The organism is Actinophytocola sp. (genome assembly GCF_036378875.1).
GTDB lineage: Bacteria > Actinomycetota > Actinomycetes > Mycobacteriales > Pseudonocardiaceae > Actinophytocola.
This window is the reverse complement of sequence record NZ_DASUVO010000051.1, coordinates 1-12,657: the sequence shown is the minus strand read 5'-3', so window position 1 is coordinate 12,657 and position 12,657 is coordinate 1. Positions and strand designations below refer to the sequence as shown.

The 12,657-nt window shown below is 69.8% G+C and carries 7 protein-coding genes; 5 read left to right on the top strand and 2 right to left on the bottom strand.

The genetic code is table 11. The features are described 5' to 3' along the window. A partial coding sequence (locus VF106_RS14950; RefSeq protein WP_330840295.1) for an acyl-CoA thioesterase occupies window positions 1-412 on the bottom strand: 412 nt, incomplete at its 3' end. Window positions 413-421: 9 nt separating this feature from the next. Next, window positions 422-6,232: a type I polyketide synthase gene (locus tag VF106_RS14945; protein WP_330840294.1), complete on the bottom strand. Its 5,811-nt coding sequence runs from the start codon at window positions 6,230-6,232 to the stop codon at window positions 422-424. 249 nt (window positions 6,233-6,481) lie between these two features. On the opposite strand from VF106_RS14945, the gene VF106_RS14940 reads away from it, so the two are divergent. The 5 genes from VF106_RS14940 to VF106_RS14920 form a co-directional block, all read left to right on the top strand. After that, entirely contained in the window at window positions 6,482-7,525 is a 1,044-nt protein-coding gene (locus VF106_RS14940) for a DUF1702 family protein (RefSeq protein WP_330840293.1), read from the top strand. A 72-nt stretch (window positions 7,526-7,597) separates the two neighbouring features. After that, a complete protein-coding gene (locus tag VF106_RS14935) occupies window positions 7,598-8,584 on the top strand; it encodes a DUF1702 family protein (RefSeq protein ID WP_330840292.1) in 987 nt (328 codons plus the stop codon). After that, window positions 8,581-10,551: a CRTAC1 family protein gene (locus VF106_RS14930; protein ID WP_330840291.1), complete on the top strand. Its 1,971-nt coding sequence runs from the start codon at window positions 8,581-8,583 to the stop codon at window positions 10,549-10,551. The genes VF106_RS14935 and VF106_RS14930 overlap by 4 nt, the downstream gene beginning before the upstream one ends. An 8-nt stretch (window positions 10,552-10,559) precedes the next feature. After that, window positions 10,560-11,585, top strand: coding sequence for an enediyne biosynthesis protein (locus VF106_RS14925; RefSeq protein ID WP_330840290.1), 1,026 nt, complete (start codon window positions 10,560-10,562; stop codon window positions 11,583-11,585). Then, a partial coding sequence (locus VF106_RS14920) for a cytochrome P450 (RefSeq protein WP_330840289.1) occupies window positions 11,582-12,657 on the top strand: 1,076 nt, incomplete at its 3' end. The genes VF106_RS14925 and VF106_RS14920, both read left to right, overlap by 4 nt.

Below are 12,657 nucleotides of genomic sequence, written 5' to 3'. Positions count from 1 at the left end.
CGAGTGCTTCACGGAGCTGTACGGGCACCCTGGTCGGCACGGTCGCGTTGTTCGGACCACGCATACACGCGATCCGCTGCTTCCCACGAGCCACCAGACTCTCCACACCATCCCTCAAGTGCACATAATCAAACGTGAACTGCACCTGAGTCTGCGTCAGCTCATCCAACCGCATCCGCACCGACAACTCATCGAACGCCGTGATCTCCGCGAAGAACTCACACTCCGCCTTCAACGTGAACAACTTCAGATCATCATGCATGATCTCCGCCAACACCTCAGGAGCCTCCTCAACCAAGAACCGCTCCCGACAATGCCCCTGCCAACGCAGATAGTTCACGTAATACACGTTCCCGACGAAGTTCGTCTCCTCGAACCCCACCCGGTGCCGGATCTCGTAGTACCCAGCCATATCGCTCAGTCACTCCTCTCCCGACAGGACCGCGAAGACCACCGGGTCGGGGAGATCGTTGAGGGTGGTGACCCAGGTGGCGACCCGGGCGTCCCCTGTGGACAGTACGACCCAGCCGTCCGGTTCGACGCGGTCGACGGTGAGCGTTCGTCCCGTCGATCCGGTCTTGCGCAGGCATTCCAGTGCCGACCAGACCCTCGTGCCGGCGATGTTCGGGTCCTCTCCGGACTCGGCGACCACCAGGTCGCGGACCCGGTAGAGGCCGTCGCCGAGGAGGCCGGTCCAGTCCTCGTCCGTGCGGGACACCACGGTCTCGACGTCACAGCCGAGCTTGTCGGTGCCGGTCACCACGAGGCTCACGCCCGCGCCGTGCGACGCCGAGATGGTGGCGCCGTCCAGTTCCGGTTTGCCGTCCGGGCGGTACCGCACGGTCGCGAGTGCGCCGAGGGCGCGGCTGGCCGCCAGCTGCGTCTGTGCGCGCCGGTCGGACGGGAACCCTGGCTCGGGGTCCGATTCGACGACGACCGCGCGGCTGCCGCCCAGCACGCGTTCCAGCGAACGCTCGAGGTAGCCGCTGAGCATCGACGGCACCCACGGCCCGGAGGCGTCCTTCTTCCGCACCGCCCGCAGTGCCAGACCCTCCCAGCGTTCGACCACCTTGCCGGTCGGGGTCAGCACGTCGATGTCGTAGACGTAGGTGTCGCCTTCCTGCGACCGCTCCCTGGCGTCCAGGATCACGTAGTCGACATCCTGGTCGTCCTGTGTGGACAGGTACAGCCGGTCGACGCCCTGCGGCAGCAGCGTCGCGTCGGGAACGCAGCACTGCAGGGAGTGCATGACCGCGTCGCGTGTGCCCGGGTCGGCCAGGATCTGCTCCTGCGGCAGGAACGGGGCGAACCACGGCGCCGGGGTGGAGGTCGACAGCTCCGCCACCGCGTGCCGGGCGCTCGCCCGTCGGTAGCCCAGCAGGTGCTGGAACCGCTTGCCCTGGAACATCACGCCGCCGTACAGCTCGGCGATCGGGTCGACCGGCATCAGCGGCAGCTGGGTGGCCTCCCGCGACGGACCCTCGTCCGGCAGCCCCGGCTGAGGCAACCGCAGCGTGGCCCGGAAGTGGTCGGCGCTGAACCCGGTGTCCTCGGCCCGGATGGCCACCGCCACCGTCTCGGAGTCGCGAACCAGCGCAGCCAGCCGCACGTTCGTCGTCGTGCCAGGGCGGACTACGATCGGCCGAAGGAACTCCACGTTCTCGAGCAGTGGCGAACCGGTGCGGCCGAGTACGGCCGTCGCGGCCTGGGTCATCGCCTCCATGCCGACCACCGCGGGGAACAGCAGGTCGCCGTCCAGCAGGTGGTCGGACAGGTAGGGGTCGCTCCCCGCGGACAGCTCCACCTCGGTGACCAGCTCGACGTCCGGGTAGTGCACCAGCACCCGGTCGACGAAGCGGGTCAGCGGCAGCTCCTGGCTGGTGTCCAGCGGTAGCGTCGGCAGCCCGCCCATCCGGCCGGTGATCGTCAGCACCGGACCGGCCGACGGGTCGGCCAGCACCTGGCGCAGCACGGCGAGGCCGTCCTCCACCGAGATCGGGGTGATCCCGTCCCGCACGAGCGCCTCGACCACGCCGAGCCGCTCGCCCATGCCAGCACCCGACCAGACCGACCACTCCATGGCCAGCGCCCGCGCTTGCGGGTGTGCCGCCAGGAAGTCGACGGTCAGCTCGCTCATCCAGTCGTTGGCGGTCGAGTAGTGCGCCTCGCCCTTCAGACCGCCCCGGCCGATGATGCTGCCGAACGTCACCAGCAGCTTGACCTCGTTCTGGTCGACCGCGTCGAGCACCGCGCGAAGACCGGCGATCTTGACGGCCAGCGTCTGGTGGAACCGCTCCTCGCTCAGGTTGGCGAGCGCGGACGGCTCGTTGCGGCCGGCGCCGTGCATGACACCGGTGATCGGGCCCAGGTTGGCCTCGAACGCCGCCACGGCCGCGGCGACCTGCGCCGTGTCGGTGACGTCCGCCCGCTCGTACTGGACGGCCACCCCGGCCGCGGTCATCCGCGCGATGTTGTCCGCGATCTCCTGGTCCTGCTCCGGGGCGTCCCGGCCGATCAGCGCGAGCTTGGCGCCCGAGTCCTTGGCCATGGCCAGTGCGCACTCGGCGGTGATGCCCTTGCCGCCACCGGTGACCAGCAGGACGTCCGATGTGGACAACGGGGTGCCGGTGGCCCGCTCGGCGGGCGGCTGCAACACGCGCAGTCGCGGCACCGTCCGCTTACCGTCGGCGTCGTAGCGGACCTCGCTGAACGACGTGGTGGCGGCGGCCTCGGTGATCACCCGCCGCACCGCGTCGTCCACCTCGGCCGCGGTCGACGGGGCGAGGTTCGCCAGCGTGACGAGCGTGGTCGGCACGCCCGACGCCTCCAGGAACGCGGTCCTGGCCAGGCCCGACGCCCCGTACTTGCCCTGCACCACGACGAACCGGGTGCCGGCAGCCGCGGCGACGGCCTCCTTGCCTGCCTTCAGGAACAGGCCGACGTGCTCCTCACCGTTGTCCGGCAGGCACAGCAGCACACCGTCGCCGATGCCGGCCTCGGCCAGCGCGACCTGCAACCGCTCGGCGAGAGGGTGGCCGGGCGAGGCGAACACCTGCCACTCGCCGACCGGGCCGGTGCCGACGTCCACTCTCGGCGTCCTGGCCGGCACGTAGTCGACCGAGAACGGCCGCACCCACTGGCCAACCCCGTCGACCTCGTTGCTGCCGCGGGAGTTCCCGCCACCCTCGGCGGACGCGGCCAGCTCGTCGATCAGCTCGGCCAGCTCGCCGAGCGTCACCGTGGCGAAGTTGGTCGTCGCTTCCAACGTGGGTAGACCGAGCTGGCGGGTCGCGTCGTTGACGAGCTGCCCCACCGTGATCGAGCTGAGGTGGAGGTCGTCGAGCGGGTGGGTGGCCGCGGTGACGCTCTCCAGCGGCAGCTCGACGCGGTCGGCGGCGAGCTGGCGGAGCAGGTCGAGTGTGGACTGGCCCTCCTCGACGGCCGAGGTCTCCTCGGTCGTCGAGGCTGGTGCGGCCGCACCGAACTCGGTCAACCCGACCGCCAGGTCGGGCGCCGCCTCGCAGGGGCTGGACAGGAACGTGAACTCGCCGTCCAGCGGCAGCGGGCGCTGCACCCGGTCGGCGAACAGCGCCCCGGTGTCCACTGTGGCCCCCAGCGCGAACGCGGCGCCGAGGATGGACAGCAGCGGCGTCAGCGACTGGCTGTCGGTGTCGACCGACAGCACCGGCGTGCCCGGCGCGATGTCGCGCAGCAGACCCGAGAGCACCCGGCCGGGGCCGACCTCGACGGCGAGGTCCGCGCCCGCCGCGGCCTTGGCCGCCGCCTCGTGGAACCGCACCGGGAAAAGCACCTGGTCACGCAACATCACGCGCAGGTCGGTGTCCGGGTCGAGCAGGTCGCCGTTCACCGTGGACATCACCGGGCGGATGGGCCGGACGAAGTCGAACTCCGCCAGCCGCTCGGTCATCGCCTCGGCCGCGGGCTGGACCAGCGGCGAGTGGAACGCGTGCGAGACGTTGATCCGGTTCGCGGTGATGCCCGCCGCCCTGGCGCGCTCGCACACGCGGTCCACGGCGGCCGCGTCGCCCGCGATGACCGTCTGCTTCGGTCCGTTGTACCCGGCGATCACCACCGGGTCGTTCTCGAACAGCTGCTCCGCCTGCGCCGGCGGGGTGGCGAGACCGGCCATGGCGCCGCCGCCCTGGCTGGCGTTGGCCATGACCTGGCCGCGGGCCTTCGCGAGGCGCAGGACGTCCGCGACGTCGAGGGCGCCGGCCCAGGCCAGGGCGGTCAGCTCGCCGAGGCTGTGCCCGACCGCGACGTCGGCCTCGACACCCAGGGTCCGCAGCACCGTCAGCGCGGCGACCGAGCCGGCGACGATGCGTGGCTGGGCCACCTCGGTGGCCACCTGGTCGCCACTGGTCGGCACGCCTGCCGCCGCGAACACGGCCTCCGCTTCGGCGAAACGGCGGCGGATCGCACCGACGGCGCCACGCCCGGAACCCTGACCCGGGAACAGGTAGGCGATCTTCGGCGCGGTCGTCCGGTTGTCCAGGTACACCCCGTCCGCGGCGAACAGGGTCTGCTCACCCTCGTCCAGCGCGGCGAGCAGCCGGCCGAGCTTGGCGGTGGCGTCCTCCGGGTTGGTGGTCACGATCGCGGCCCGCACCGGGCCGCCGGACAGCTCCTTGGCCAGCGCGCCGGCCAGGTCCGCGATCTCGGCGAACGACAGCGTCGGCACCAGCTCGACCAGACCGGCGACCTGGTCACGCAGCGCGGTGTGGTCGGCGGCGTCCAGCAGCAGCAGTTCGGCGTCCTGCCGGCTGCTGGTCAGCGACACCGTCTCGCCGGGCAGCTCTTCCCTGCGGGTGGTGCCGGGCGCCTGCTCCAGCGCGATGTGCGTGTTGATGCCGCCGAAGCCCATCGCTGACACCCCGGCCCGGATCGGCACGTCCGTCGGCCACAGCTCTGGCTGGCTCGGCACGTACAGGGCCGGGTCGTCGCCGAGGAGCTTCGGGTGCGGGTCGTAGTGCCCGGTCGACGGCGGGATGACCTGGTGGTACACCGACAGCGCAGCCTTGATCAGCCCGCCGACACCCGCGGCCGCCTTGGTGTGGCCAAGGTTGCCCTTGAGCGAGCTGACCGCGGCTGGCCGCGCCGTGGGGTCGGAGTTGCGCCGGGCGGACCCGATCGCCTCGAGCTCGGTGGCGTCCCCGAGCGCGGTGCCGGTGCCGTGGCCCTCGAAGTAGCCGACGGTCTCCACGCCGTACCCGGCGCGGGTGTAGGCGCGGCTGATGGCCAGGCGGTGGCCGGCGGCCTCCGGGCGGGTGATGCCGCCCTTGCCGTCCGACGACATGCCCCAGCCGGTGATCGACGCGTAGATCCGCAGGCCGCGGGCGATCGCGTCCTCCTCGCGCATCAGCACGACGACGCCGGAGCCCTCGCCGGGCCAGAAGCCGTTGGAGTCCTTGTCGTAGATCTTCATCTCGTCGGTGGCCAGCGCCCCGGTCTTGGCGAAGCCGATCACCTCGAACGGGTCGATGGACAGGTCGACACCGCCTGCGAGGCAGACGTCCAGGTCGCCGGAGGCCAGCGCCTTGGCCGCGGTGGCGACCGAGATCAGCGACGACGAGCAGGCGCCGTCGACCGTGTAGCCGCCGCCGCCGAGGTCGAAGTAGTTGCAGACGCGGCCGGCGATGGTGTTGGCGAGCCCGCCGGCGAGGGTGTCCTCGTCGATCGGCGGGAACGGCGCCTTGTACACCGGCTCCAGGTCACGCAGGAAGGCGCTGGTCTCGTCGGCGTCCCAACCCTTTGCGGAAAGCGCGGCGGCAAGCGTGCGTCGCACGTAGGGCCAGCGCAGCCGCATCAGGTTGGCGCGGGAGAACTCGCCAGTCAGGCTGTTGCCGAAGACCACGCCGGTGGACTGGCGGGGCAGGCCCTGCGCGTCCGGGAAGCCGGCGTCGGCCAGCGCCGTCGCGGTGACGTCCAGTGCCAGCCAGTGCGTCAGGTCGGTCGACCGGTACGTACTACCGGCGACCTTGTACTTCACCCGGTCGAACTCGAAGTCGCGCAGCACCGCCGCCTTCGCGGCATAGAACCTGTCCGGCGCGTCCGGGTCGGGGGAGTAGTAGTCCGCCCTGTTCATCCGCTGGTCGGGCAGCCGCCGGAAGGCGCGGCGGCCGGCCAGGACGTTCTCCCACAGGTCTGAGGTGCTGGCGGCGTCGGGATAACGAAGTCCGATACCGACAATCGCGATCCGCTCGGTGCTCAATCTCCTACCGCCTATTCTCGATGGCCACCCGACCCGAATTACGGCGCAATCGTGCCGGCCGCATTGTCGCGGCAAATCGGTCGAGTCTGGCGACAGCCCTCGACACACGCTTTTAGATGCCGTGTCCAGAGTGCATGAACGTCCTGGTGATCGCCTTCTCCTCAGGTGCTGTCGTGGAGCGCACTCGTGGAGATGCGGGCGAGATGTGCCCACCTGACTCTTAGGCCAAGACCATTGCTGGAGGAATCGATGCCATCGTTTCTCGGCTCGCTGCGCCAGTTCGTGCTGGCGCCGAAGTTGTCCGCGGTCACATTCGCGGAGCGCGGTTTTCCCGGCGCGGACGCGCCGTCCGCGCAGCGCCTGGAGGCCATACCGCAGGCCGTGGTGTGCGGGTTCGAGTGGGGGATCGCCGCACGCGACCTGTGGGAGGTGGAGCGGCGCCTGGAGTTGGTCGAGCCGGAGCAGCGCGGGTTCGCCTACGAGGGCGCGGCGATGGCGTTCACGGTCCGCGACGCGATGGCGGGCGGGCGCGGACAGCGCACCCGCGAGCTGCTGATGGGCCCGGGCGCGCCGCACGTGCTCCTCACCTACATCGGCATCGGGTTCGCCATGGCCCGGCTGCCGAGACCGTTGTGGCGCAACATCATGCCGGACCTGACCGGCTCGCCGTACTACCCGACGATGACCTGGCTCGCCGTGGACGGCTACGCCTTCGACCTCGCCTACTTCCACACCCGCCGCTACGTCGACGAGCAGAAGGTGCCGGCGCCCTACCCGTGGGAGGGCAGGCCGGACTACTTCCCCCGTGCGTGCGACCAGGGCATCGGGCGGGCGCTGTGGTTCATCAACGGCGCCGTGCCGGAGGCCGTCGCCGCCGCCGTCGCGAAGTTCCCCGCCGAGCGCAGGCCGGACCTGTGGAGCGGCGTCGGGCTCGCGGCGACGTTCGCCGGTGGCGCGTCGGCCGACGGTCTCGCCGCGGTGCGCGCGTCGGCCGGTGACGACTGGCCGCAGCTCGGGCTCGGCGTGGTCTTCGCGGTCAAGGCACGCGACCTCGCGGGGCACGTGCCGGCGCACTCGGCGCTGGCCGCCGAGGTGCTGGCCGGCCTGTCCGTCTCCGACGCCGTGGCGATCGCCGACCGCACCGAGGCAGAGTCGCACGACAATGATCCGGCTGGGAATGTGCCACTGTACGAGCAGTGGCGCAACCGAATTCGTGCGCATTTCGGCGCCATCCCCTTGTCGCTGGTCACGAACAATGATCAGCCGCCCGCGCGGGAGATCCGGCAAGCGTGAAGTCGTGAATTTATTTCGGGGCATGTGACCATTGCCAGCAAGGCCGTTTCGCTGACGATTAGGGGAAGTTAGTTGTCCAGTTCATGGCGAGCGCTGCGACGTCGTCTCCTGACGCCGGACGTCTCGGAGACGACTCTGGAAAAACGAGGTTTCCACAAGAAATCTCCGGCCGCTCAAGAACGGCTGGAGACCGTCGGGAAGACGTTTCTCATCGGCTACGCACACGCGGTGGGGGCCCGTACGCCACCCGAGGCAGAAGGGCCCATCGAAGAGGAGCTCCCCGACTGGCTCCGCGGCTTCGCCTACGAGGGCGCCGGCATGGGGTTCGCCATGCTCGACGGTCTGCCGTTCGGACGCTCGGACAACGTCCGGCGCTTCCTGGCGACGCCACGCGGGCAGACCTACTCCTACCTGGCCTACGTCGGGATCGGGTGGGCGATGGCGAGGCTGCCCCGGTTCCGCTGGCCCAAGCCGAGCAGCCTGGACTCGGTGATGGTGCCGCTGGTGCTCGACGGCTACGGCTTCCACCAGGCGTACTTCCGGACCGCCAAGTACATCGACGGCCAGTACCGTGACCCGAAGTTCCCGTGGCCGGGCGGCCCGCACGGGGACTACGCCAACAACGCCATCGACCAGGGCATCGGCCGTGCCGGCTGGTTCATCGCCGGCACCGACCCGGACCGGGTCGCGAACCTGATCGAGAAGTTCCCCGAGTCCCGGCGTGCCGACATGTACGCGGGCGTCGGCCTCGCGGCGACCTACGCGAGCGGTGCCGACGAGAAGGAACTGCGGACGCTCGCGAAGCGTGCCGGCGGGTACCTGGGCAACGTGGCGCAGGGATGCGCGTTCGCGGCCAACGCGCGGGTGCGCGCCGGCATCGTGCCGGAGCACACGGCGCGGGCCACCAAGGTGTTCTGCGGGACGACGCCGGAGGACGTGGCCCGGCTCGCGGACGAACTCCGTCCGGTGGAGCCGGTCGACGGCGACAAGCCGGCATATGAGGTGTGGCGACAGCGCCTCGCCAGTGAATTCGTTCCCTTTGGAGGTGTGAACACATGACCGCGATACGGGGCCTGCTGCGCAGGCAGCTGACCGGTGTCATCGCGCTCGTGGTCATCGTCGGCTTCTATTTCGCGGTCACCCTGCCGCAGAGTTCGGCCGAGGAGCGCGACGACCTGGCGAGTGACTTCGCGTTCACCGGCCACAGCCTGGCGTTGCCGAAGGCGGACAAGCAGCAGTCGATCCGGCAGGTCAACCAGGCGTACAAGCACATCGACGCGTGGATCTCCTCGGTCGGGGCGGCCGTGGCGATGAACGACCTGGACGGCGACGGTCTGCCGAACGACCTGTGTGTCGTCGACCCGCGCACCGACCAGGTGATCATCACGCCGACGCCGGGCAAGAACGACGACCGCTACGCGCCCTTCGAGCTCAGCCCGGAGCCGTTGCCGGTCAACGACGTCATGGCGCCGATGGGTTGCGTGCCCGCCGACCTCAACGAGGACGGCCGGCTGGACCTGCTCGTGTACATGTGGGGCCGCACGCCGGTGAACTACCTGCAGAAGGCCAACTGGGACACGCTGTCCGCCGACGCGTTCGTGCCGACCGAGGCGGTGCCCGGCAACAACGTCGGCCCGGACGGCGAGTACAACGGTCCACAGTGGAACAGCAACGCGGCGACCGTGGCCGACTTCAACGGTGACGGGCACGACGACATCTTCGTCGGCAACTACTTCCCCGACAGCCCGGTCCTCGACCCGTCGGTCGACGGCGGCGTGGCGATGAACCACTCCCTGTCCCACGCCCAGAACGGCGGCGGCAAGCACATCCTGCTCTGCGCCGGCGCGACGGCCGGTGACAACCCGACCGCGACCTTCAAGGCCGCGCCGGAGGACGCGCTCCCCGAGGAGGCACGGCACGGTTGGACGCTCGCGGTCAGCGCCAACGACCTGGACGGGGACCTGCTGCCGGAGCTCTACATCGCCAACGACTTCGGTCAGGACCGGTTGCTGTACAACCGGTCCACACCGGACAAGGTGAGCTTCACCGCCGTCGAGACCACGAAGACCCCTGGCACGCCGAAGTCGAAGCGGATCGGCGAGGACTCCTTCAAGGGCATGGGCGTCGACTTCGGCGACTTCGACCACGACGGCCTCTACGACGCGTTCGTCGCCAACCTGACCGTCGGCTGGGGCATCGTGGAGAGCAACTTCTACTACAAGAACGTCGCCAAGGACCAGGCCGACCTGCGAGCACAGCTGCGAGCCGGCGAGGCGCCGTTCCGGGACGAGAGCGGTGAGAACGGCACGGCGTGGTCGGGCTGGTCGTGGGACAACAAGCTCGCCGACTTCGGCAACACCGGCGAGCTGCAGATCGCCCAGACCAACGGCTTCATCAGGGGCTCGACGAACCGCTGGCCGCAGCTGCAGGAGCTGGCCATGGCCAACGACACCCTGGTGTCCAACCCGTTCTTCTGGCCCAACGCGAACGCCGGTGACGACATCGCCGGCAGCGAGACGCTGAAGTTCTTCGTCAAGGGCGCGGACGGCCGGTACACCGACCTGGCACCCGAGCTGGGCCTGGACGTGCCGATCCCGACCCGCGGCATCGCCACCGGTGACGCGGACGGCGACGGGCTGCTCGACTTCGCGGTGGCACGCCAGTACGGCGAGTCGGTCTTCTACCACAACGAGGCACCGAAACCCGGCGGCTACCTGAACCTGGAGCTGACCCACGAGCAGGGCGAGAAGGTGGGCACCGCCCCCGTCGCAGGCTCACCGGCCACCGGCGCACAGGTCATGGTCACCACGGCGGACGGCAGGTGCTACGTCCAGCGCGTGGACGGCGGCAGCGGCCACGGCGGCAAGCGCAGCACCGAGGTCCACATCGGACTCGGCCTTGCCAAGGGTCCGGTCAAGGTGATGCTGACATGGCGTGACCGCCAGGGTGAGCCGCACCAGCAGGAGCTCGAGCTCAGCCAGGGCAAGCACTCGCTCGTGCTTGGCGAGACGGCCAAGGAGAGGTGAGTAGGGAAATGGTTGTCCAGGAAGCGAAGCCCGACGAGAAGCCGCCCGCCGGCAGTCCTCCGGGCCAGCGTGAACCCAAGTTCATCACCGCGCTGCGCCGGTTCGCGATCTCGATCTCGATCTTCAACATCGCCGGTTACATCTTCCTCGGGTTCGAGCAGCCGTGGATCTGGCCGTTCGTGGCCATCGCCACCGGTTACACCGTCGAGCTGACACTGGAATGGATCGGCTCCAAGGTCGAGGGCCGGGCCCCCCGCTACACCGGTCGCGGTTTCAAGGGGCTGATGGAGTTCCTGTTCCCGGCGCACATCACGAGCATCGCCGTGAACATGCTGATCTACGTGAACGACCGCATCTGGGTGATGATGTTCGCGGTCACCCTCGCGGTGGGCGCCAAGTGGGTACTGCGTGCTCCGGTACGCGGCTCCATGCGGCACTACATGAACCCGTCCAACCTCGGGATCCTGATGGTGCTGGTGCTGTTCCCGTGGGGCAGCATCGCGCCGCCGTACCACTTCACCGAGGGTCTGAACGACTGGGGCAGCTGGATCCTGCCGGGAATCATCATCATCACCGGCACCATCCTGAACGCGAAGCTGACCGGCCGCATGTGGCTGATCATGGGTTGGCTGAGCTTCTTCGCACTGCAGGCGATCGTGCGTGGGCTGCTGTTCGGCACGGCGATCCCCGGCGCGCTGGCCGTCATGACGGGTGTGGCGTTCATCCTCTACACCAACTACATGGTGACCGACCCGGGCACGACCCCGTCCAAGCCGGGCGCGCAGTTCGCGTTCGGCGCGGGCGTGGCGTTGTTCTACGGGCTCTTCATGGTCGCGCACATCGCCTACGGCCTGTTCTTCGCCACCGCGATCGTGTGCCTGATCCGCGGACTGTTCCTGTGGGGCCTGCACTTCGTCAACAAGGCCAAGGCGCAGTTCGAGGCCGAGCAGGCGCTGAAGGCCGAGGCCCCGCCGATCGCGGCGGTCGCCGAGCCCGACACCGGTGGGCCCGCCGCCCGCCCGGCCGCGGCATGACCGCCTCGCCACAGCGCAAGGTGCCCCCGGGGCCGCCCTTCCGGGCGGTCCCGGGCATCCTGCGCCAACTTCGCGCGGACCGCATCGGCCTGATGAGCAGTGCGGTCGCCGAGTACGGGGACGCGGTGCGGGTGGCGATGGGGGCGAAGACGCTCTACATCTTCAACCATCCCGACCACGCCAAGCACGTGCTCGCCGACAACGCAGCCAACTACCACAAGGGCATCGGCTACACCGAGGCCAAGCGGGCGCTGGGCGACGGGCTGCTCACCAGCGAGGGTGCGCTGTGGAAGGAACAGCGGCGCACGATCCAGCCGGTGTTCCAGCACAAGCGGATCGCCGCGCAGGCCGACGTGATCGTCGACGAGGCGCTCGGCCTGGTCGAACGCCTGCGCGCACACGAGGGTGAGAGCCGCCCGGTCGACGTGCTGGACGAGATCACGGCGCTCACCCTGGGCGTGCTCGGCAGCACCCTGCTCGACACCGACCTCGGCGCGTTCGAGTCGGTCGGGCACTCCTTCGAGGCCGTGCAGGACCAGGCCATGTTCGAGATGGAGACCCTGGGACTGGTGCCGCGATGGCTGCCGCTGAAGGGACAGCGTGCGTTCCGCAAGGCCCGCGCCGACCTGGAGCGGATCGTCGGAATCCTGGTGGAGCAACGGAAAGCCAACCCGATCGAGTCCGGTGACGACGTACTGACCCGGCTGATCGCCTCCACCGGCAAGGAGGCCGACAAGCGGGTCGCCGACCGCCGCATGCGTGACGAGCTGGTGACCCTGCTGCTGGCCGGGCACGAGACGACGGCCAGCACGGTCGGCTGGACACTGCACCTGGTGGGCCAGCACCCGGAGGTCCGCGATCGCCTGCACGCGGAGGCGGTGGACGTCTACGGCGACCGTCGACCGTCCTATGCGGACCTGGCGAAGTTCCGCTACACGCACATGGTGCTGCAGGAGGCCATGCGCCTGTACCCGCCGGTGTGGATCCTCCCGAGGCGGGCGATCGCCGACGACGAGGTCGGCGGCTACCACGTGCCGGCCGGCGCCGATGTGCTGATCTGCCCGTACACCCT

What these genes read in the sequence shown, in the direction of transcription:
- VF106_RS14940 (WP_330840293.1), top strand. Translation starts at nt 6,482, where the DNA reads ATGCCATCGTTTCTCGGCTCGCTGCGCCAGTTCGTGCTGGCGCCGAAG.
- VF106_RS14930 (WP_330840291.1), top strand. Translation starts at nt 8,581, where the DNA reads ATGACCGCGATACGGGGCCTGCTGCGCAGGCAGCTGACCGGTGTCATC.
- VF106_RS14925 (WP_330840290.1), top strand. Translation starts at nt 10,560, where the DNA reads ATGGTTGTCCAGGAAGCGAAGCCCGACGAGAAGCCGCCCGCCGGCAGT.